At 59.6% G+C, this 21539-nt stretch carries 24 protein-coding genes; 13 read left to right on the top strand and 11 right to left on the bottom strand.

Features of this window, described 5'->3' with window-relative positions:
* From rsmA to JHD62_RS15230, 6 genes are all read left to right on the top strand, one after another.
* A partial coding sequence (rsmA, locus tag JHD62_RS15205) for a 16S rRNA (adenine(1518)-N(6)/adenine(1519)-N(6))-dimethyltransferase RsmA (protein WP_199103646.1) occupies window positions 1–744 on the top strand: 744 nt, incomplete at its 5' end.
* Window positions 745–1077: 333 nt separating this feature from the next.
* The gene (locus tag JHD62_RS15210; protein ID WP_199103647.1) at window positions 1078–1977 is read left to right on the top strand and encodes a glutamate/aspartate ABC transporter substrate-binding protein; all 900 of its coding nucleotides are present in this window, start codon (window positions 1078–1080) and stop codon (window positions 1975–1977) included.
* Between the two features lie 237 nt (window positions 1978–2214).
* Window positions 2215–2958 (top strand): amino acid ABC transporter permease, encoded by a 744-nt coding sequence (locus tag JHD62_RS15215; protein ID WP_199103648.1) that lies wholly within the window; start codon window positions 2215–2217, stop codon window positions 2956–2958.
* On the top strand, window positions 2958–3629 hold the full coding sequence (locus JHD62_RS15220) for an ABC transporter permease subunit (RefSeq protein WP_199103649.1): 672 nt from the start codon (window positions 2958–2960) through the stop codon (window positions 3627–3629). Before JHD62_RS15215 ends, JHD62_RS15220 begins: the two co-directional genes overlap by 1 nt.
* 5 nt (window positions 3630–3634) lie before the next feature.
* Window positions 3635–4369 carry an amino acid ABC transporter ATP-binding protein gene (locus tag JHD62_RS15225; protein ID WP_110313389.1) on the top strand — a complete coding sequence of 245 codons (735 nt, stop codon included), beginning with the start codon at window positions 3635–3637 and terminating at the stop codon, window positions 4367–4369.
* A 411-nt stretch (window positions 4370–4780) separates the two neighbouring features.
* Window positions 4781–5992, top strand: a complete 1212-nt coding sequence (locus JHD62_RS15230; protein ID WP_199103650.1) for an EAL and HDOD domain-containing protein — start codon at window positions 4781–4783, stop codon at window positions 5990–5992.
* A gap of 22 nt (window positions 5993–6014) precedes the next feature.
* Here JHD62_RS15230 and JHD62_RS15235 read toward each other — a convergent pair whose 3' ends face one another.
* From JHD62_RS15235 to JHD62_RS15245, 3 genes are all read right to left on the bottom strand, one after another.
* Window positions 6015–7631: a response regulator gene (locus JHD62_RS15235; RefSeq protein WP_045845899.1), complete on the bottom strand. Its 1617-nt coding sequence runs from the start codon at window positions 7629–7631 to the stop codon at window positions 6015–6017.
* A 62-nt stretch (window positions 7632–7693) separates the two neighbouring features.
* On the bottom strand, window positions 7694–8830 hold the full coding sequence (locus JHD62_RS15240) for a PilT/PilU family type 4a pilus ATPase (RefSeq protein ID WP_045845995.1): 1137 nt from the start codon (window positions 8828–8830) through the stop codon (window positions 7694–7696).
* Between the two features lie 37 nt (window positions 8831–8867).
* The gene (locus tag JHD62_RS15245; protein ID WP_045845898.1) at window positions 8868–9905 is read right to left on the bottom strand and encodes a type IV pilus twitching motility protein PilT; all 1038 of its coding nucleotides are present in this window, start codon (window positions 9903–9905) and stop codon (window positions 8868–8870) included.
* Between the two features lie 160 nt (window positions 9906–10065).
* Between JHD62_RS15245 and JHD62_RS15250 the strand changes: the two genes are divergently transcribed.
* The 6 genes from JHD62_RS15250 to aroG all read left to right on the top strand — a co-directional run bounded on the left by JHD62_RS15250 (window position 10066) and on the right by aroG (window position 14445).
* Window positions 10066–10761 (top strand): YggS family pyridoxal phosphate-dependent enzyme, encoded by a 696-nt coding sequence (locus JHD62_RS15250; protein ID WP_199103651.1) that lies wholly within the window; start codon window positions 10066–10068, stop codon window positions 10759–10761.
* On the top strand, window positions 10758–11630 hold the full coding sequence (gene proC / locus JHD62_RS15255) for a pyrroline-5-carboxylate reductase (protein WP_370541073.1): 873 nt from the start codon (window positions 10758–10760) through the stop codon (window positions 11628–11630). The genes JHD62_RS15250 and proC overlap by 4 nt, the downstream gene beginning before the upstream one ends.
* 6 nt (window positions 11631–11636) lie before the next feature.
* A complete protein-coding gene (locus JHD62_RS15260) occupies window positions 11637–12218 on the top strand; it encodes a YggT family protein (protein ID WP_199103653.1) in 582 nt (193 codons plus the stop codon).
* Window positions 12219–12292: 74 nt separating this feature from the next.
* Entirely contained in the window at window positions 12293–12598 is a 306-nt protein-coding gene (locus JHD62_RS15265; RefSeq protein WP_045845894.1) for a c-type cytochrome, read from the top strand.
* Window positions 12599–12799: 201 nt separating this feature from the next.
* Window positions 12800–13210 carry an RNA polymerase-binding protein DksA gene (gene dksA, locus JHD62_RS15270; protein WP_045845893.1) on the top strand — a complete coding sequence of 137 codons (411 nt, stop codon included), beginning with the start codon at window positions 12800–12802 and terminating at the stop codon, window positions 13208–13210.
* Between the two features lie 158 nt (window positions 13211–13368).
* Window positions 13369–14445, top strand: a complete 1077-nt coding sequence (gene aroG / locus JHD62_RS15275; protein WP_062788989.1) for a 3-deoxy-7-phosphoheptulonate synthase AroG — start codon at window positions 13369–13371, stop codon at window positions 14443–14445.
* Between the two features lie 243 nt (window positions 14446–14688).
* Here aroG and JHD62_RS15280 read toward each other — a convergent pair whose 3' ends face one another.
* The gene (locus tag JHD62_RS15280) at window positions 14689–15651 is read right to left on the bottom strand and encodes a DMT family transporter (protein WP_199103654.1); all 963 of its coding nucleotides are present in this window, start codon (window positions 15649–15651) and stop codon (window positions 14689–14691) included.
* 203 nt (window positions 15652–15854) lie between these two features.
* Here JHD62_RS15280 and JHD62_RS15285 point away from each other — a divergent pair, with 203 nt between their 5' ends.
* Window positions 15855–16796 carry a LysR substrate-binding domain-containing protein gene (locus tag JHD62_RS15285; RefSeq protein ID WP_062788991.1) on the top strand — a complete coding sequence of 314 codons (942 nt, stop codon included), beginning with the start codon at window positions 15855–15857 and terminating at the stop codon, window positions 16794–16796.
* On the opposite strand, the gene mobA is transcribed toward JHD62_RS15285, so the two are convergent.
* The 7 genes from mobA to JHD62_RS15320 all read right to left on the bottom strand — a co-directional run bounded on the left by mobA (window position 16744) and on the right by JHD62_RS15320 (window position 21356).
* Window positions 16744–17328, bottom strand: coding sequence for a molybdenum cofactor guanylyltransferase MobA (gene mobA, locus JHD62_RS15290; protein WP_199103655.1), 585 nt, complete (start codon window positions 17326–17328; stop codon window positions 16744–16746). The two genes, JHD62_RS15285 and mobA, sit on opposite strands and share 53 nt — an antisense overlap.
* Window positions 17325–17783 carry a molybdopterin synthase catalytic subunit MoaE gene (gene moaE, locus JHD62_RS15295; RefSeq protein ID WP_131356728.1) on the bottom strand — a complete coding sequence of 153 codons (459 nt, stop codon included), beginning with the start codon at window positions 17781–17783 and terminating at the stop codon, window positions 17325–17327. The genes mobA and moaE overlap by 4 nt, the downstream gene beginning before the upstream one ends.
* A gap of 1 nt (window position 17784) precedes the next feature.
* Window positions 17785–18036 carry a MoaD/ThiS family protein gene (locus JHD62_RS15300; protein ID WP_045845887.1) on the bottom strand — a complete coding sequence of 84 codons (252 nt, stop codon included), beginning with the start codon at window positions 18034–18036 and terminating at the stop codon, window positions 17785–17787.
* Entirely contained in the window at window positions 18033–18233 is a 201-nt protein-coding gene (locus tag JHD62_RS15305; RefSeq protein WP_045845886.1) for a hypothetical protein, read from the bottom strand. The genes JHD62_RS15300 and JHD62_RS15305 overlap by 4 nt, the downstream gene beginning before the upstream one ends.
* A 69-nt stretch (window positions 18234–18302) precedes the next feature.
* Complete coding sequence (gene fba / locus JHD62_RS15310) at window positions 18303–19367, bottom strand: class II fructose-bisphosphate aldolase (protein WP_045845885.1); 1065 nt, start codon at window positions 19365–19367, stop codon at window positions 18303–18305.
* A 109-nt stretch (window positions 19368–19476) separates the two neighbouring features.
* Window positions 19477–20106 carry a LysE family translocator gene (locus JHD62_RS15315; RefSeq protein ID WP_199103656.1) on the bottom strand — a complete coding sequence of 210 codons (630 nt, stop codon included), beginning with the start codon at window positions 20104–20106 and terminating at the stop codon, window positions 19477–19479.
* Window positions 20107–20180: 74 nt separating this feature from the next.
* A complete protein-coding gene (locus tag JHD62_RS15320; RefSeq protein ID WP_199103657.1) occupies window positions 20181–21356 on the bottom strand; it encodes a phosphoglycerate kinase in 1176 nt (391 codons plus the stop codon).
* Window positions 21357–21539: the final 183 nt, after the last annotated feature.

A 21539-nucleotide genomic window follows, 5' to 3' on the forward strand; every position in this document is an offset into this window, starting at 1 on the left:
GGCCAGAACTTCCTGCAAGACGCCAGCGTGATTGAAAACATCGTGCATGCGGTCAACCCGCAGCCGGACGATGTGGTCATCGAAATCGGCCCCGGTCTGGGAGCCATCACCAAGCCGCTGCTGGACCGCCTGCCCCATCTGCACGTGGCAGAAATCGACCGCGACATCATTGCCCGGCTGAAAAAGGAATTTCCGCCGGAACGCCTGACCATCCACGAAGGCGATGCGCTCAAGTTCGACTTCGGCTCCATCACCGATGGCGCGTTCAAGATTGTCGGCAACCTGCCCTACAACATTTCCACCCCGCTGCTGTTTCACCTGGCCAGCTTTGGCCAGCGTGTCACCGACATGCATTTCATGTTGCAAAAAGAAGTGGTGGACCGCATGCTGGCCGAACCTTCAACGGCCGATTTCGGTCGCCTGACAGTAATGCTGCAGTACCGCTTTGAAATGGAACTGGTGCTGAATGTGCCGCCGGATGCCTTCTGGCCGCCACCGAAGGTGGATTCCGCCGTGGTACGCATGATTCCGGCTCCGGGCCGCTGTGGTGTGGCCAAGGACGAAGCGCAACTGGAAGAACTGGTCACCAAGGCCTTCTCCCAGCGCCGCAAGACCTTGCGCAACAACCTCAAGGGCGTGCTGGAACTGGCCGATTTCGAAGCGCTGGGCATAGACCCGGGCCTGCGGCCGGAAAACCTGAGCGTGGAAGATTTTGTCCGCATGGCGAACCGCCTGTCAGACTGAACTGTCGCAACAAGTTGACAAAGGGGCTGCTGCCAGCGGCCCTTGTTGCAGTGCCACTTGCATTCTGCCGCCCACTGGCAGCAGAATCGCAAACTTTTCACCCCCGACCGATACGGGGGGATAAATACAGGGAGAGCCGCCCATCTCAAGAGGCGGTGACTGTAAGCAGGAGGCCCGTGACGGGCTGACGGGATGGCAAACGGGGGTTTGCCGCAGGTTCCCGCCAGTCACAAGCGTGTACCTGTCGCTGGTTAATCCAGCCTATAACAGCAGTGCCTGCGGCCTGATGGCTGAGGGCAGTGAATCGATCAAGGACCCCAGGAGAAACTGATTATGAAGCTTTGCACCCGTCTCATTTGCGCAGCAACCCTGGCCGCTCTGGCCAGCACCCCGGCCATGGCCGCCGAACTGACCGGCACCCTGAAGAAAATCAAGGAAACCGGTGTCATCGTGCTGGGCAACCGTGACGCCTCCATCCCTTTCTCCTACTACGACAATAACCAGAAGCCGGTTGGCTACTCGGTAGACCTGGCCAACAAGGTTGTCGAAGAAGTGAAGAAAGAGCTGAAAATGCCGAACCTGCAGGTCAAGTACAATCTGGTGACCTCGCAAACCCGTATCCCGCTGGTACAAAACGGTACTGTCGACCTGGAATGTGGTTCCACCACCAATAACGTGGAACGCCAGAAGCAAGTGGCCTTCTCGGTGGGCATCTTTGAAATCGGCACCCGTCTGCTGACCGCCAAGACTTCCGGCGTGAAAGACTTTGCCGACCTCAAGGGCAAGAACGTGGTGACCACCGCCGGTACCACCTCCGAACGCCTGCTCAAGGCCATGAATGCCGAGAAGCAGATGGGCATGAACATCATCTCCGCCAAGGACCATGGCGAATCCTTCCTGATGCTGGAATCCGGCCGTGCCGTTGCCTTCATGATGGACGACGCCCTGCTGTACGGTGAAATGGCCAAGGCCAAGAACCCCGCCAACTGGGTGGTGACCGGCAAGCCGCAGTCCTTCGAAATCTATGGCTGCATGCTGCGCAAGGACGACGCTGCCTTCAAGAAGGTGGTGGACGATGCCATCAAGGCCACCTACAAGTCCGGCGAAGTAAACAAGATCTACGCCAAGTGGTTCACCAGCCCGGTTCCGCCCAAGGGCCTGAACCTGAACTTCCCGATGTCCGAAGTGGTGAAGGAACTGATCGCCAAGCCGACCGACAAGGCCGCCGAATAAGCGATTCCTTCCTGTAGTGCAGATGATGAGCCGGCAGATGCCGGCTCAATTGCTGCTGCCTGTTCTCCTGCCTTGCCAACGGCTATAACGGCAAAACGGGTGGCGGCAGTGCATCTGCCTTTGCTGTCTGCCCAAGGGCAGGCAGGGACTTCATCCGACTGCCAGTGTTTCCCGCAACCGGGAGGCATGCGGCTGTCGGCAGCGGACGCTTGCGTCTGCTTGCATCAGGAGAAAAACATGAATTACCACTGGGACTGGGGCATTTTCTTCAAGTCCACCGGTGTCGGCAGCGAAATCTACCTGAACTGGTTTGTGTCCGGTCTGGGCTGGACCATCGCCGTGGCACTGGCCGGCTGGATCATCGCCCTCGCACTCGGCTCGGTCCTGGGCGTGATGCGTACCTTGCCGGGCAAGCTGCTGCCCACCATTGCCACCGCCTATGTCGAACTGTTCCGCAACGTACCGCTGCTGGTCCAGCTGTTCATCTGGTACTTCCTGGTACCGGACTTGCTGCCCACGCCGCTGGAAATGTGGTTCAAGCAGGGCATCAGCCCGGCAACTTCGGCTTATCTGTCGGTGGTGGTGTGCCTGGGGCTGTTTACCGCAGCCCGGGTGTGCGAACAGGTGCGTACCGGCATTCAGGCCTTGCCGCGCGGCCAGAACAATGCTGCGCTGGCCATGGGCTTCACCACTGCGCAGACTTACCGCTTCGTGCTGCTGCCGCAGGCTTTCCGCGTGATCATTCCGCCGCTCACCAGCGAGTTCCTGAACATTTTCAAGAACTCCTCGGTGGCGTCGCTGATCGGCCTGATGGAGCTCTTGGCGCAAACCAAGCAGACCGCCGAGTTTTCCGCCAACATCTTTGAAGCCTTCACCCTGGCAACGCTGATCTACTTTGTCCTCAACATGAGCCTGATGGGCTTCATGGCCTGGGTGGAAAAGCGGGTGCGCATTCCCGGCATGATGGGAGGTAGCAAATAATGGCTCTCGATTTCAGTCAGATCATCCCCGCCCTGCCTGGCCTGGCCGATGGCATGGCGCTGACGCTCAAACTGCTGTTGATGGCAGTGGGCGGTGGCGTGGTGCTGGGTACCCTGCTGGCACTGGCGCGTCTGTCGGACAACCTGCTGCTGTCGCGGCTGGCCAAGTGGTACGTCAATTACTTCCGTTCCATCCCCCTGCTGCTGGTCATTTCCTGGTTCTACCTGGTGGTGCCCATGGTGCTCAGCTGGATTACCGGCGATTTGACCCCGGTGGGCGCATTCACCTCCTGCCTGGTGGCTTTCGTGATGTTCGAGGCGGCGTATTTCTCCGAGATTGTCCGTGCCGGCATCCAGTCCATTTCGCGCGGGCAGATCAATGCCGCCTATGCATTGGGCATGACCTACAGCCAGGCCATGCGGCTGGTGATCCTGCCGCAGGCCTTTCGCAAAATGATGCCGCTGCTGTTGCAGCAAAGTATCATCCTGTTCCAGGACACCTCGCTGGTGTATGCGGTAGGCTTGATGGACTTTCTCAACACCGCCCGTTCCAAGGGCGATATCGTGGGTTTGCCGCATGAATTCCTGCTGTTTGCCGGAGCGGTATACTTCGTGATCAGTTTTGGCGCGTCGCAATGCGTGAAGCGTCTGCAAAAAAGGTTGGCGGTATGAGCGCGATGATTAGCATCAACAATGTAAGCAAGTGGTATGGCGATTTCCAGGTGCTGACCGATTGCACCACTGGCGTGAAAAAAGGCGAAGTGGTGGTGGTGTGCGGCCCGTCCGGTTCCGGCAAGTCCACCCTCATCAAGTGCGTCAATGCACTGGAACCCTTCCAGAAGGGTGAAATCATTGTCGACGGCATCTCGGTGGGCGACCCGAAAACCGATCTGCCCAAGCTGCGTAGCCGTGTCGGCATGGTATTCCAGCACTTCGAGCTGTTTCCGCACTTGTCCATTACCGAAAACCTGGCCATTGCCCAGGTGAAGGTACTGGGCCGCAGTCAGGAAGAAGCTCGCGACAAGGGCCTGAAGCTGCTGGACCGGGTTGGCCTGAAAGCCCATGCGCACAAGTTCCCCGGCCAGTTGTCCGGTGGTCAGCAACAGCGCGTGGCCATTGCCCGTGCGCTGGCGATGGACCCGATTGCCATGCTGTTTGACGAGCCCACCAGTGCGCTGGACCCGGAAATGATCAACGAAGTGCTGGACGTGATGACCGAGCTGGCCCAGGAAGGCATGACCATGATGTGCGTAACCCACGAAATGGGCTTTGCCCGTCGCGTGGCGCATCGTGTCATCTTCATGGACAAGGGTGCCATCGTGGAGGACTGCGACAAGGACGCCTTCTTCGGCGATATCAATGCCCGCTCCGAACGTGCCCGCCAGTTCCTGTCCAAGATCCTGCAACACTGAGAGCATCAGGCTGCTGATAAAGTGATTTGATACGATTGTACTGGACCCGGCAAAGCCGGGCCTTCCGACCAAGCACTTGATTCCGCAGCCTTTCTATCTAATCCCAATCCCCCCGCCCTTTCCCTGAAAGGGAGCCTCGCTTTCTTTTCAGAAAGCGAGAGGGGTTTGTCAATAATCTGAAACCCGGCCCCGGCCGGGTTTTTTCATGCCCGGACTCTTTTGATGCACTGCAGGTGGACGCGGGATGGCCGGTGCAGGCCAGCTGGCACTGGCCACGACGCGCAATTAGAATAAAACTGTTACAAGTGATTTAAATAATGTTATATTATTCAGCAGGAAAATTACCTGATAACCTGCTAACAGCACGCCTACACTGAAATCAGCCACCACTTGATTGCCGCCGGCCCACCCATGTATTCAACCCGCTACCTAGGGCGACAGCCCATCGTCGATGCCAACCAGCAACTGGTGGCATACGAATTGTTGTTCCGTTCCAGCCACGTCAATGTGGCCAGGGTGAATGATGATGTGATGGCCACCACGGCGGTGATCCGTCACGCCTTTGTCGATCTGGGTGTGGGGGAAGTGCTGGGCGACCGGCTGGGCTTCATCAATGTCAGTGAAACCCTGCTGATGGATGACCTGCTGGACGTACTGCCCTGTGACAAGGTGGTGCTGGAAATTCTGGAAACGGTGAAGGTGTCACCCCCCTTGCTGGAACGACTGGCGCAATTGCGGCAAAAGGGTTTCCGGCTGGCCATGGATGATGTCATCGAGCTGGATGCCGACCGTCTGGCCCTGTTGCCGCTGGTGGACATCGTCAAGATTGACCTGGTGGCGCTCAGCCTGTTGCAGTTGCGCCAACTGGTGGCCGATCTGGCCGGCTTCCCCGGCATTCTGCTGGCAGAGAAGGTGGACACGGTAGAACAGTTCGAACTGTGCCGCGAACTGGGCATCCAGTGGTTTCAGGGTTATTTCTTTGCCCGCCCCACCGTGCTGTCCACCCGCCAGGCCAATGCCAGCCAGCATGCCATGCTCAGCTTGCTGGGCCTGTTGATGAGCGATGCCGACAACGAGGAACTGGCCCAGGCGCTGAAACTGGCCCCCGATGTGGTGTTGATGCTGATGAAGCTCAGCAGCACGGCATCCATTGCCACCCGCCGGCCGGTGTCCTCGGTGCAGGAGGCCATCATGGTGCTGGGCCGCGCCAAGATCAAACGCTGGTCCATGTTGCTGCTGTTTGCCAGCAATGCCACCAATGTTGAGCCACAGCGCAATCCGCTGCTGGAGCTGGCCGCCACGCGCGGGCGCATCATGGAGCTACTGGCCGAGGCCTGCTACCCCGAGCGTCGTGACGTGCAGGAAAGTGCTTTCATGATTGGCATGCTGTCGCTGGTGGATGTCCTGGTGCAGCAGCCCAAGGCCGAGGCGATTGCCAGCCTGCCCATCGAGGAAAGCCTGAAAGAAGCCGTGCTGGAAGGCCGCCACCTGCTGGGTGAACTGTTGCAGGTGGCCGAATCGCTGGAAAACGAAGCGACGCCGCATCCGAAAGGATACGACCCGGAAATGCTGCTGCGGGTGGAAACCCAGGCGCTGGACTGGGTCAACAGCATGTGGAAGTAACAAGGCCGGCCAAAGGCCAGCCTCAGTTCCCCGTCCCCTCCTCGTCCTGCAAGCGGCTGAGAAAACCCTGCACCCGCTCATTGTCCCTTGGCAGCCAGGCCAGGATCTCATGCAGCATCTGGTCGAACTCGGCCGTATCCTGATTTTTCTTGCGCAATTGCTCGCGCACCCGCAGCAAGATGGCACAGGCATTCATGCCGGTACGCTCGTTGTACAGGCGCATGGCCATTTCGTGCAGCATGCGCCCGGCTTCGGCGGCCCGGCCTTCTGTGGTCAGCTCTACCGCGCGGTTGCTTTCCTCCTGCAACTGGGCGTATGCCTGTTCGATCAGCTCGCAGCAATGGGGATGCTTGCGGGCAATTTCCAGCAAGGTGGACAGCTCGTGCCGGCTATAGGCAAAGCGCATGGTGATGGTGCGGGTCCATTCTTCCAGCAAGGCCGGGTCGGTGAGGGTTTCCGGTAGCCGTACCACCGCCCCCAGAAAGCGCTGTGCCGCTTCAAAGTGGACAAAGGGCTTGAGCAGGTCGGCAGACGCCTGCTTGAGCAAGGCCAGCGCCTCTTCGGCACGCTGCTGCACCAGGGCAGTCAGCGCACGACAGGTGTGCAGGGTGAACTGGGCCTCGGGCCGGTCAGCCAGGCTGGCACTGATTTCGGCCTGCAAGCGGTCAATGAATTGCGTATTGCCGGTTTCCGAGTAGGCCTGGAGCAGGTCGACCAGCACTTCCGGGCCGAAAAAATTATTGTTGCGGCCGATTTCCACCGCCCTTTGCAAATACTGTGCACCTTTTTCCGGGTCGCCCGAACGCAAGGCTGCCGTGCCGCAGCTTTTCAGCCGGTGGAAATTGCGCGGGGAAATACTCACGGCTTTCTCCAGCACGTCCACCGCCTGGGCATACTGACCTTCGTCGATCAGGTTTTGCGCCAGCAAATCGTAGGCATCGGTGTACAGCGGCGCATCCTGAATGATTTCCTTCAGCAGTGCGCTGGATTCACCCTGCATGCCCTGGTCGGCCTGAATGCGGGCCACCCCCATCTTGGCCCAGGGGATGACCTTGCTTTCCAGCAGCTCCTGATAAATGTGCAATGCCTCGCCCTGGCGGCCTTCGGTCACCAGCAGTTCGGCACACAGACGGTTGGCATCAATGCGGTTGGCTGTCCCCGGTGCAGAGGCTGCCAGTTGCTGCAAGGTATTGATGGCTGCGCTACGGTTGCCCTTTTCCAGCTGCTCATGCGCCGGTGCCAGAAACTGTTTGCGCTTGTGCGCATTGTTCATGCGTGTCAGCAGCAGGTTGGAATTGAAAGGCTTTAGGATGTAGTCATCCGGCGCCATTTCCGCCGCGGCCACCACCCGTTCGTACTTGCGCTCGCCGGTAATCATGATCCAGATGGTGGACAAGGGCAGCGTGCCGGTCTTGCGCAGGGCCTCCAGCAATTCCTGGCCATCCATGCCATCGCCAAGATTGTAGTCACACAGCACCACATCAAAGCGCCGCCCTTTCAATCTGGCCCGGCCTTCGGCCGCACTGCTGACAGCATCAGAGCGGGTGATGCCGGCCATGGACAACATGGTTCGCAGGCCCTGGCGGACGGTCAGGGAGTCCTCGATGATGAGGACGGTGGTGTTTTCATCAAAATACATGCAGGCATTTCCGCAAGGCCGGGCCGGTGGCGCACCGCGTGGCCGGCCGGCTCAGTCCCGGTTCAGACGATATCCAGATGGTCGATGCCATCCAGCGGGTCACGTCCCTTGGAGCTTTCGCTATACAGTTTGATTTTCAGGCGCAGGTCGTTGATGGAGTCCGCATTGCGCAGCGCATCCTCGTAGCTGACATAGCCGGCTTCAAACAGGTCGAACAGCGACTGGTCGAAGGTTTGCATGCCCGACTCGCGCGAGCGGCTCATCACCTCCTTGAGCCCGGCGATTTCGCCCTTGAAGATCATGTCGGAAATCAGCGGTGTATTGAGCAGGATTTCCACCGCAGCCACCCGGCCACGGCCGGATTTGAGCGGCAGCAGGCGCTGCGAAATGATGGCGCGCATGTTCAGCGACATATCCATCAGCACTTGCTGGTGACGTTCTTCCGGGAAGAAGTTCAGAATCCGGTCCAGCGCCTGGTTGGCATTGTTGGCATGCAGGGTAGCCAGGCACAGGTGGCCGGTTTCGGCAAACTGCAAGGCGTAGCCCATGGTTTCCCGATCGCGGATTTCCCCCATCAGGATCACATCCGGAGCCTGACGCAGGGTGTTTTTCAGGGCGATTTCCCAGTCTTCGGTATCCACCCCCACTTCACGCTGGGTCACGATGCACTTCTTGTGCTGATGCACGTACTCGATCGGGTCCTCGATGGTGATGATGTGGTCCTGGTTGTGGCTGTTGCGCCAGTCCACCAGTGCTGCCAGCGAAGTGGATTTGCCCGAACCGGTACCACCGACAAAAATCACCAGACCACGCTTGATCAGCGAAATATCCTGCAATACCTCCGGCATGTTCAGCTTGTCGAAGGTAGGAATTTCGGTGTTGATCTTGCGCAGCACCATGCCGGCACAGCCTTGCTGGATGAAGGCACTCACCCGGAAACGGCCGATGCCAGGCGGGTTGATGGCAAAGTTGGCCTCTTTTTTCGACTCGAATTCTTCGGTCTGCCGGTCGTTCATCACCGAGCGCACCAGCTCCTTGGTGTGCTGGGCCGACAAGGGTTGCGGTGCCACCGGGGTGATCTTGCCGTCAATCTTCATGGCCGGCGGAAATTCCGCCGAAATGAAGATGTCCGAAGCGTTCTTGCCCACCGCATGCTTGAGCAGATCGTGAATGAATTTTGATGCCTGGTCTTTTTCCATGATGGCCATCCGGTGAGGCTAGCGTGCCTGTTTCAGTTTAGAACGCATCCTTGGACGCTGCTTTCTGGCGTGCCTCGCTGGGGGCAACAATATTGCGCCGTACCAGCTCCTGCAGACACTGATCCAGCGTTTGCATGCCGTATTGCTGCCCGGTCTGGATCATCGAGTTGATCTGCGCAATCTTGTTTTCACGAATCAGGTTACGAATGGCGGGTGTGCCGATCATGATTTCATGCGCAGCCACCCGGCCACTGCCATCCTTGGTCTTGAGCAGGGTTTGCGAAATCACCGCCCTTACCGATTCGGACAGCATGGAGCGCACCATTTCCTTTTCACCGGCCGGGAATACGTCGACGATACGGTCGATGGTCTTGGCGGCCGAACTGGTATGCAGGGTGCCGAATACCAGGTGACCGGTTTCCGCCGCAGTCAGCGCCAGCCGGATAGTTTCCAGATCGCGCAATTCACCCACCAGAATCACGTCCGGGTCTTCACGCAAGGCCGAACGCAGGGCATTGGAAAAACTGTGGGTCTGCAAACCCAGTTCGCGCTGGTTGATCAGCGATTTCTTGCTTTCATGCACGAATTCGATCGGGTCTTCCACGGTGAGGATGTGCGAAAAATTGTTTTCGTTCACATAGTCCACCATGGCCGCCAGCGTGGTGGACTTACCCGAACCGGTAGGGCCGGTCACCAGTACCAGGCCACGCGGGTAGCTGGAAATGTCCTGGAAAATCTTGGGTGCGCCCAGTTGCTCCAGTGTCAGCACCTTGGACGGAATCACACGGAATACCGCGCCCATGCCACGGTTCTGCACAAAGGCATTTACCCGGAAACGGGCGATGCCGGGCAGTTCGAAGGAAAAGTCGCATTCGAACTCATCCTCGAAAATCTTGCGCTGGTAGTCGTTCATGATGTCGTACACCATATCGTGTACATCATGATGATCCATCGGGGGCAGGTTGATACGGCGTACATCGCCGTTGACCCGGATCATCGGAGGCAAGCCGGCCGACAGGTGCAAGTCGGATGCCTTGTTCTTGACGGTAAAGGCCAAGAGCTCGGAAATTTCCATTTATAATTTCTCCACGATTACCCGGCAGCGGGCATGACGCTAAGGTATTTTTCCGATTGTAAGCGCAAGCCGTTGCAAAAGCATATGCAGACCGCAATACAGCCCGCATGGCTACCCGATTCGTTGTAGCTGAGGGTTCATCCACGCCACAAGGAGTAATATGAGCGATTCCATCGCACAAGCCATCGCCTCGGTCACCGCGCGGATCCGCGCCGCCGAAGCTGCCGCCGGCAGGGCTGCCGGCAGTGTGCGCCTGCTGGCCGTCAGCAAGACGTTTCCGGCCAGCGCTGTGGCCGAAGCCTATGCGGCGGGCCAGCGTGCCTTTGGCGAAAACTATGTGCAGGAACTGCAAGGCAAGGCCGCCGAACTGGCAGCCCTGGATATCGAATGGCACTTCATCGGGCCGCTGCAATCCAACAAAACCCGCATCGTGGCCCAAACCGCGCATTGGGTCCACTCCATTGAACGGTTGAAAATTGCCCAGCGCCTGTCCGAGCAGCGCCCCTCCAGCCTGCCGCCGCTGCAGGTATGCATTCAGCTGAATGTGTCCGGCGAGCAGAGCAAGAGTGGCTGCCAGCCGCATGAGGCAAGGGAACTGGCACATGCCGTAGCCGCCCTGCCCGGTTTGCAACTGCGCGGCTTGATGTGCATTCCGGAAGCCACCGACAATGCCGAGACGCTGGCAGCACAGTTTGCCTTGCTATCAGGTGTACAGGATGAATTGCAGCAAGATGGCTTAAAATTGGATACAGTATCCATGGGAATGTCTTCCGACATGGCGCAAGCCATTGCGGCAGGCAGCACCATGGTTCGTGTCGGCACCGCCATTTTTGGTGCCCGCCACTATCCGCAATGACATCGGCACACGGGCAGCCGGCCTGCCCGGGCAAAACAATAGAGAGACAAGAGGAAACACAGGCTATGCAAATTACCTTCATCGGCGGCGGCAACATGGCCACGGCCATCATCGGCGGACTGCACCAGCAAGGTGGCCACCGCATTCATGTGGTGGACCCCAACACCACCAAGCTGGCCGAACTGAGCCAGGACTTTGGTGTGACAACCTCCACCACCCTGCCCGAGCAGCTTTCAGCCGATGACATCGTGCTGCTGGCGGTCAAGCCACAGCAGCTCAAGGAAGTTTGCCAGGCACTCTCTTCGCGCCTGAATGGCGGCATGGTATTGTCGATTGCCGCCGGCATCCGCTGTGACGCCATGGCGCGCTGGCTGGCTAGCGAGCGTATTGTTCGGGTGATGCCCAATACCCCCGCCATGGTGGGCAAGGGTGTGTCCGGCCTGTACGCCGGCAGCGGAGTCAGTGCCGCCGACCGTAGCAATGCCGAAATCATCATGCAGGCTGCCGGTATTACGGTATGGCTGGACAAGGAAGAGGGCATCGACGACATTACCTGCGTTTCCGGCAGCGGCCCGGCCTATGTGTTCTACTTTATTGAAAGCATGATCGAAGCCGCCGAACAAGCCGGCTTTGCCGCCGACGAAGCCCGCCGCCTGGTGCTCGCCACCTTTGACGGTGCGGTGGAGCTGGCCCGGCAAAGCCCGCTGCCGGTGGCTACCCTGCGTACCAATGTGATGTCCAAGGGCGGTACCACCGAACGCGCCATCGCCCGTTTCGAGGCCGAAGGCGTCAAGGCAGCCATCATCGCCGGTGCCATGGATTGCCGTGACCGCTCCATCGAAATGGGCCAACAACTCAGTCAGGATTAAAGCTTCATGTTTCTGGAAACCGTGCAATTTCTGATCAAGACCATCGCCGACCTGTTTGTGCTGGTCCTGCTGCTGCGTTTTTACCTGCAAGTGGCCCGGGCACCGTTCAAGCACCCCTTGTGCCAGTTTGTCATGGCGGCCACCAACTTTGCCGTGCTGCCGCTGCGCAAGCTGGTGCCATCGCTGCGCGGTTACGACAGTGCCACCATGCTGCTGGCCTGGCTGGTGAGCATGGTTTCCAGCGTCATCATCCTGGCATTCAACCCCATGTACACCCTGGCGGCACCGGAAACCTGGCTGGCGCTGTCCTTGCTGGCCATTCTGGATGTATTCAAGCAGTCGCTGACCTTGCTGATGGGCGCGGTCATCGTGCAGGCGGTGCTCAGCTGGGTGAACCCTTATAACCCGCTCACTCCCATCCTGGATGCGCTTACCCGGCCGTTTCTCAAACCCTTCCGTCGCGCCACTGTAGGCGGGGTCGATCTGTCGCCGCTGATTCTCTTCCTGATCATCCAGGTGGTGCTGATGCTGCCGGTGCAGTACCTGGAAAACAGCTTCTTGATGCAACTCAAGGTGGTCATGCAGTAAATATGTTTATTTGTCATGCTCAGTCACATCTGAAAAGATGTAGAGACATTTCCTAAGTGATCTGGAGAATCGTGATGAAGAAAATGCTGCTTGCTGCCCTGTTGCTGGGTACTGCTGCTGCGCCTGCCATGGCCAATCTGGCGCTGGCACAAAAGAACAACTGCTTGTCCTGTCACGCAGTGGACCACAAGGTGGTGGGCCCGGCTTACAAGGACGTGGCCAAGAAATACGCTGGCGACAAGGGTGCTGAAGCCAAGCTGATCGCCAAGGTGAAAGCAGGTGGTGCTGGTGTATGGGGCCCGGTCCCGATGCCGCCAAACGCCCAGGTCAGCGACGCTGACGTCAAGACCCTGGTGAAGTGGGTACTGTCGCAGAAATAAGTTCTGAATGGTGTAACCAGGCGGCCACGGCCGCCTTTTTCATGTGACAAGCTTGTTACCTGCCGTGATTGGCGCTATACCGAGTGTCAGCAGCAGGTCAAGCCGAAGAAGGGGAATTGTTGCTGCCAGTTGCACAAATCCGATACCGTGGGTAATCTTCTTCGCCTGTCTGCCAACTCTCATGCTGGAAGCACCAAAATTATGGCCAAGCTGACCGAACAAGATATTCTCAACTGGGAAGGCGATGATTACATGAACGCCGACCATCTTGAGTTCTTCAAAGACCGGTTGTTGCAGATGCAGCAGGAGTTGTTGATCAACGCCAATGCCACTGCCAACCATCTGCAAGAGCAGGAAGCTACCCCGGATCCCGCCGACCGGGCCACGCTGGAAGAGGAATATGCGCTGGAACTGCGCACCCGCGACCGCGAACGCAAGCTGCTGCAGAAAATCCAGGCCTCGATCCGTCAGATTGACGATGGCTCCTATGGTTTCTGCGAAGACACTGGCGAACCCATCGGCCTGCGCCGCCTGATGGCACGTCCGACAGCTACCCTGTCGGTAGAGGCCCAGGAGCGCCGCGAACGCATGAAGCGTCAATACGCAGACTGATCCCCTGCGGTAATCTGCTGCCACAAAGCGTCATCGCCTTGCGATGGCGCTTTTGTTTTTTGCGCAGCCCTGCCACTTACACAAGGGCTTGTCGGCCTTGGCTGGTACGGGTATCTTGCTGCTATGCAAGGTAAAAACGATATCAGCTAGGGACAAACATGCAACGCCAGACCGACGACGTCAGAATCAGCGAAATCAAGGAATTACTGCCTCCGATTGCCCATCTGTACGAACTGCCCATCACCGAAACCGCTTCCGAAGTCATCTACACCACCCGCAAGGACATTGCTGCCCTGCTGCGTGGCGAGGATGATCGCCTGCTGGTGGTGATCGGCCCCTGTTCGATTCACGATACCGATGCAGCCATCGAGTATGCGCGCAAGCTTTCCACGCTGCGTAACAGCCTGGCTGGCGAGCTGGTGGTGGTGATGCGTGTCTACTTTGAAAAGCCGCGTACTACCGTGGGCTGGAAGGGTCTGATCAACGACCCGCACCTGAACGAATCCTACGACATCAATACCGGCCTGCGTCTGGCGCGCCGTCTGCTGCTGACGCTCAACGACATGGGCATTCCGGCGGCAACCGAATTCCTCGACATGATCACCCCGCAATACTTTGCCGACCTGATCAGCTGGGGTGCCATCGGCGCACGTACCACCGAAAGCCAGGTTCACCGCGAACTGGCTTCCGGCCTGTCCTGCCCGGTGGGTTTCAAGAACGGTACTGACGGCAACCTGAAAATTGCCGTGGATGCCATCCGTTCCGCCAGCGTGTCGCACCACTTCCTGTCGGTTACCAAGACCGGCCACTCCGCCATTGTTTCCACCGGCGGCAACCCGGATTGCCACGTCATCCTGCGTGGTGGCAAGGAACCCAACTATTCGGCCGAGCATGTACGCGCCGCCGCTGCCGAACTGGCAGCCGTGGGCCTGCCGCAAAAGCTGATGGTGGATTTCAGCCATGCCAACAGCCGCAAGGATTACCGTCGCCAGATGGAAGTGGCCGACGATGTGGCAGGCCAGCTGGCAGCCGGTGATCAGCACATCTTTGGCGTGATGGTGGAAAGTCATCTGGCAGAAGGCCGTCAGGACCTGAAGCCGGGCTGCGAGCTGAAATACGGTCAGAGCATCACCGATGCCTGTATCGGCTGGGATGACACCGAGAAGCTGCTCACCACGCTGGCCGATGCGGTCAAGGCGCGCCGTGCCAAGCTGGGTGTTGCCGGCGGCAAATAAGCTGTCTTGCATCCGACATGAAAAACGCTGCCAATGGCAGCGTTTTTCATGCTGCAAATAAAGTGATTTGGTACGATTGCACTGGACCCGGCAAAGCCGGGCCTTTCGACTAAGATATTGCTTTCGCAGCCTTCCCATCTATTCCCAATTCCCCCGCCCTTGCCCTGCCAATTTGAAGAAAGGAGCCTCGCTTTCCTTCCGGAAAGCGAGAGGGGGTTTGTCTCTGTGCGGCACTCGCCGGAATCAACTCCCCTGCCAGGCCGGCATGGCTTGCTCTTCTGCTGGCGTGGCATGCCGCCGTACCGCCCAGGCCACTCCACCCAGCAGCAGCAGCATGGAGGCAAGCTCCAGCGGCCGCGGCCAGCGCTGCAACCAGGCAAAGCCATACAGCAAGGCAAACAGTGTTTCAAATACGATCAACTGACCAGACAAGGTGGGTGGCAGTCGGCGTGCTGCGGCATACCACAGCGCATTGGCCAGCCACGAGCCGCCCAGTGCACAGCCAGTGGCCGCTACCCAGAACAGCTGCCACTGGGCATGGCTGACTGCCTGGCTGACCATGGGCAGGCCCAGCCAGTTACCCGCCAGCCACAAGCCACCGCCCATCACGCCGGTCACCATGCCCAGCAGGCAAGACCATTCATGGCTGTCAAAACAGGGGCGCTGGCGCAGATAGCGCGCATTGCGGGAGGCAAACCAGCTCCAGCTGGCCAGTGCACCCAGCGCAGCCAGTACGCCCAGGATACGGTCTGCCACGCTGGCAGTGCCCGGATGGCTGCCGGCAAAGGTATCGATATTGATGCAGACAATGCCGGCCAGCACCATCAGCAAGGGCCAGGCCAGTTGGCGCAGCGACAGCGCACCCTCGTCTTGCAGGCCCAGCAGGGTGATGGTGACCGGCAACACACCGACAATGAGCGAGGCGGGAGCAATGCCCACCAGCTGGATGGCGGCAGCCAGCAAGATGAAATACAGCAGATTGCCCACCAGCGACAGTACGGCCAGCATGATTACATCTTCAGCCTGTAGCTTGGCCCGTATCCGTCCGGCCAGCGGCAGCGCCAGCAACAAGGAAATCACCCCGTACAAGCTAAAGCGCACGGCACTGAGCAGCCAGGGGCTGAAGGCGGGCATTACCTGCGGCACCATCAGCACCATGCCCCATATTGCACCGGCCAGGCCGGCATAGCTGATTCCGCGTTTCATTTTGCATCTTCCCTGCGCAACTGATGATGGCCCAAGGCTACGTGCAGGCAGGGCGGGCCGACAAAGGATATCTCGGCATTCACGCATTCCTCACAGGAATGTCATGTTCAGCCTGGTTCTTGTCTGGGTTAATATCCTGTATCAAGCCAGGATGCTGAACAGGAATGTCAGCCTGGCAGTCATCATGATGGGGACGCAAGCAGATGAGCCGCTATCTGAAGAATTTGCCACCGCTGGAAAGCCTGATTCATTTCGAGGCGGTACTGCGCAATGGCAGCTTTACCAAGGCAGCCACCGAGCTGTGCGTGACGCAAAGTGCGGTGAGCAAGCAGATTCGCGCGCTGGAAGACTGGCTCAAGCTGCCACTGTTCGAGCGGCTGGTGCGTGGCATCCAGCCTACCCCGGCCGGGCTGGCCTTGCAGCGCGAGGTCGGCCCCATGCTGCAATCCTTGTTGCGCAGCGTGGTGCGGTTGCAGGCCGAGCATAACCGCCACACCCTCACCGTGAATTGCACCCACGCGGTGGCGCAGTTCTGGCTGTTTCCCCGGCTGGTGGCCTTCAGTCAGCAGTATCCGGATATCACGGTGAATATTCATGCCAGCAACAGCATGGATGAAGCCAGCGTGGCCGAATACGACTTTGCCATTTTCTATGGCGATGGCCAGTGGAGTTCGCTGTGTGCCGAGCCCTTGTTTCCCGAAGTGGTGTACCCGGTGTATAGCGCGCAGCTGGACTTTCCCGACATCAGCCAGCCAGCGGATCTGGCGCAACTGCCATTGATCCAGCTGGATTCATCGGCCTGGAACTGCATCAACTGGCATGACTGGTTCGGTCACTTCGGCCTGACTTATACCGCGCCGGAGCGGGTGCCGATGTTCAATCAGGTGACGCTGGCCTTTAACGCCGTGTTGCAAAGAATGGGCATCGGACTGGGCTGGGAATTCATGGCGCATGATCTGTTGCAGCAAGGCGTGCTCAAGCGGCTGGGGCCGTTTGCCTTTGTCAGCGGCAAGGTGGATTACCTGGTCCATCCGCGCCATGCATCACTGAGTGACAATGCGCTGCTGTTCAAGCGCTGGCTGCTGGACAGTGTCAGTCAACCGGCCACTGTTGCGCCAGTGCTGCCACCGCCTGCAGGGTATTGAGATTGGCAAAGGGCTGCACGAACGGCACGGTATCGTGTTGCAGCCCGGCCAGCCAGCCGCGGATGGAGCGGCCACCTTGTTGCAGGTAGTCCAGCAGCGAGGGTTGCAGCCCGGCTTGCAGCGCCAGCAGGCTGGGGTGCCACTGCGCCGGGTCACTGGCACTGACCGCTTGCCGTCCGGGCAGCGCTGCCAGCAGGCGGGTGGCAAAGTCCGCGGGCAGTTGCACGGCATCACAAGGCAGCATCAGCAGCTTGCTGTCAGGCTCGGCCTGCATGCCCGCCAGCAAGCCTGCCAATGGGCCAGGATAATCGGGCAGTGTGTCCGGCAACACCGGATGGCCATAAGCGGCGTAGGCATCCAGATGACGATTGGCAGAGATCAGGATTCGTACAGGCGGCTGGTTTTGTGCGGCGAGGCTGTGCAGGGTGCGGGCAATCAGCGGCTGACCGGCCAGTTCCACCAGGCCCTTGTCCACCCCGCCCATGCGGCTGGCCTGGCCGCCGGCCAGAATCAGCGCGGTGTAGGCCGTCATTGCCAGCGCCCGGCGGCGTGCTGGTCGCTGGCCTTGGCTTCCACCCAGTAACTGCTGCCATCCTGCTGGATTTCCTTTTTCCAGAATGGCGCTTCGGTCTTGAGAAAATCCATCAGGAATTCCGCCGCGGCAAAGGCATCCTTGCGGTGGCTGCTGGCGGTAACCACCAGCACGATGGCCTCGCCCAGCGCAAGCCGGCCCACGCGGTGGATGATGGTGGCGGCCTGTAGCTGCCAGCGTTCCCGCGCTTGCTGGATGATGGCGTGCAAGGAGCGTTCGGTCATGCCCGGGTAATGCTCCAGCTCCAGCGCGGCAATGTCCTGCCGGTCGCCATAGTCACGTACCAGGCCGCTGAAACTCACCACGGCACCGCAGGCCGGGTTGGCCGACAGGCGGGCGATTTCCGCGCCGCAATCAAACACTTCATGCTGGATCCGAACCGTAAATGGCTGCATGTCAGCCCCCGGTAACCGGCGGGAAGATGGCCACTTCGTCCCCGTCGCTCAGGGTGGCATCCAGCCGCACCAGCTCCTGGTTGCGTGCCACGCGGAAGGCCTTGCCGGCCGCCAGCTCGCTGCTCCAGTTGCCGCCGCGCTGACGCAATTCGATGAGCAGCTCATCCACGCTGGCAGCCTCGGTGTCCAGCTGTTCATTACCCATGCCGAAGCTGTCTTTCAGGCGGGCAAAATACAGGATGTCGAGTTTCATGGTCGGTCCTTGGTGTGCTTGTCGTTGTTGCCATGGCCCAGCAGCATGATCCACAGGTGGAAACCCAGCCCCAGCAGTGGAACCACGGCCAGCAGGATGACAAAAAACCATTCGAGAGGGGATAGCAGTTCGCTCATCCTTGCAGTGTAAGCAATGGCGTGGCCTGCGCCAATGCTGCTGATGGGGGATGCCGGCATGCACCTGCGGGCGGATGGACGTGAAAAAGCCCGCTACAGGAGCGGGCTGGATAATGGAGCGAATGGCGCTTATTTTACGATTTGCGCCAGTTGGCCCTTCAGATACAGATTGGCCATGGTATCCAGGCTCACGGCCTTGATCTTGCTGGCCTGACCGCAAGCACCAAAGGCTTCGTAGCGGGCAATACAGATATCGCGCATGGCATCGGTGGAGGCCTTCAGGTATTTGCGCGGATCGAATTCCTTCGGGTTCTGCGCCATGAAGCGGCGGATGGCACCGGTGGAGGCCAGACGCAGGTCGGTGTCGATATTCACCTTGCGCACGCCGTGCTTGATGCCTTCCACGATTTCTTCCACCGGCACGCCATAGGTTTCACCCAGGTCACCGCCGAATTCGTTGATGATCTGCAGCCACTCCTGCGGTACCGAAGAGGAACCGTGCATCACCAGATGGGTGTTGGGGATGCGGGCGTGGATTTCCTTGATGCGGTCGATGCGCAGCACGTCGCCGGTGGGCTTCTTGCTGAACTTGTACGCGCCGTGGCTGGTGCCGATGGCAATGGCCAGGGCATCCACACCGGTGTCCTTGACGAAGCGGGCGGCTTCTTCCGGGTCGGTCAAAAGTTGGCTGTGGTCCAGCACGCCTTCGGCACCCACGCCGTCTTCTTCGCCGGCCATGCCGGTTTCCAGGCTGCCCAGGCAACCGATTTCACCTTCTACCGACACGCCACATGCATGGGAGAAGTTCACCACGGTGCGGGTCACTTCCACGTTGTAGTCGTAGTTGGCCGGGGTCTTGCCGTCGCTTTTCAGCGAGCCGTCCATCATCACGGAAGAGAAGCCCAGCTGGATGGAGCGCTGGCATACGTCCGGGCTGGTGCCGTGGTCCTGGTGCATCACCACCGGGATATGCGGAAATTCTTCCACCGCGGCCAGGATCATGTGACGCAGGAAGGGCGCACCCGCGTATTTGCGGGCACCGGCGGAGGCCTGCACGATGACCGGTGCGTCGCACTTGTCAGCGGCTTCCATGATGGCGCGCATCTGTTCCAGGTTGTTGACGTTGAAAGCCGGCAGGCCGTAGCTGAATTCGGCTGCATGGTCCAGCAGCTGACGCATGGAAACGAGTGCCATGAAAATCTCCTCAGGTCATGCCGCGGTTGGGCGGCATGGGTTTCAAATCGGGGACTGCCTGCCGGGTTACAGCGGCAATCCAATCAGGAATACGGGTAATGCAAGCCGCCTAGTGGCGGGACACACCGGACAATATCAGGCCGGCACCGACAAAAGCCCCGCCGGATACCTGGTTCACCAGCTTCAGGCGACGGGCGCTATTGAGCCAGCCTGCCAGGCGGGCTCCGCCACTGGCGTAGGCAAACTGCCAGGATGCTTCAATCACGTAAAACGTGGCTGCCAGCACGGCCAGCTGCGGCCCCTGCGGCAGTCGCGCGTCCATGAACTGCGGGAACAGCGCGGTAAAAAAGATGAAGGCCTTGGGATTGCTCATCGACACCAGAAAACCGGTGCGGAACATCATCCACGGCGTATGCCGGGCGCTGCTGTCTTCTGCCACTTCCGTTACCGGTTGCGGGATGGCGCGCCAGGTCTTGATGCCCAGGTAAATCAGATAGGCGGCACCGGCGTATTTTACGATAGAAAACAGTTGTTCCGATGCGGCCAGCAAGGCACCCAGGCCGGCAGCCGAACCCAGCATGATGATGCCAAGGCCGGTCATCAGGCCCAGGCAGGTCACGGCGGTGCGGCGCACGCCATGGTGAATGCCGTGGGTCATGGCCAGCAGCATGTTGGGGCCGGGTGTGGCGGAAACAAAAAACACGGTGGTGACAAACAGCAACCAGGTATTCAAGGGCATGGCAGTACTCCGGCAAGGGTGGGGAGAATGGCACGCCGGGCGCGCCATTCACTTGCATGTGGTGATGACTGCGATCAGGCGGCGCGTTCGCTCAGAATGGCCACTGCCGGCAGGGTCTTGCCTTCCAGGAATTCCAGGAAAGCACCACCACCGGTGGAGATATAGCTGATGTCATCGGTAATGCCGTACTTGGCAATCGCCGCCAGGGTGTCACCGCCACCGGCAATGGAGAAGGCCGGCGACTGGGCGATGGCCTGTGCCAGGGTCTTGGTGCCGTTACCGAACTGGTCGAACTCGAACACGCCGACCGGGCCGTTCCATACCACGGTACCGGCCTTGGCAATGATGCCAGCCAGTTCGGCGGCGGAATCGGGGCCGATGTCCAGAATCATGTCGTCAGCGCCCACCTCGGCCACCGGCTTGGTGGTGGCAGCGGCGGTTTCGGCAAATTCGGTGGCGCACACCACGTCGCTGGGCAGCGGTACATCGCCGCCACGGGCGCGGATCTTGGCAATCACCTTCTTGGCTTCCTCAACCAGATCAGCTTCGGCCAGCGATTTGCCGATGTTCTTGCCTTCGGCCAGCAAGAAGGTGTTGGCAATGCCACCGCCCACGATCAGCTGGTCCACCTTGTCAGCCAGCGCTTCCAGAATGGTCAGCTTGGTGGAAACCTTGGAGCCGGCCACAATGGCCACCAGCGGACGTGCCGGCGCCAGCAGGGCCTTGCCCAGAGCGTCCAGCTCGGCCGCCAGCAGGATGCCGGCGCAGGCGGTGGGGGCAAACTGGGCTACCGCGTGGGTGGAGGCTTCGGCGCGGTGGGCGGTGCCAAAGGCATCGTTGACGAATACGTCGCACAGGCTGGCGTAAGCCTTGCCCAGATCGGCATTGTTCTTCTTCTCTCCCTTGTTCAGGCGTACGTTTTCCAGCATCACCACTTCACCGGCAGCCACATTCAGGCCGGCTTGCCAGTCGGCAACCAGGCGTACCGGCTTGCCCAGCAGGGTGGACAGGCGCTCGACCACCGGAGCCAGGCTGTCTTCCGGCTTGGGTTCGCCTTCGGTCGGACGGCCCAGGTGGGTCATCAGGATGACGCCGGCACCGGCGTTCAGGCTGTGTTCGATGGACGGCAGGCTGGCGCGGATGCGGGTGTCGTCGCCGATCACGCCATTTTTCACCGGCACGTTCATGTCAACACGGATCAGTACGCGTTTGCCGGCCAGGTCCAGCTCGGTCAGTTTGTTGAATTTCATCGGTGGCTCGCTTTTATCTGTTGAATGCGATTGGCGACCGCCTTCGTGGGAGAAGGCCGTACAGCCGTATTCGGGCTTGGCGATAGTGTAAGCGCAATGACATATGACTGGCAGTCTTGTCACTGCGCTGGCTATCGCTGTAGCTACTGTACCGGGCTGTCTGCATGCGCAACAGACAGCAGA

It is taken from the genome of Aquitalea sp. ASV11 (genome assembly GCF_016429185.1).
In the GTDB taxonomy this organism is placed as follows: domain Bacteria; phylum Pseudomonadota; class Gammaproteobacteria; order Burkholderiales; family Chromobacteriaceae; genus Aquitalea; species Aquitalea pelogenes.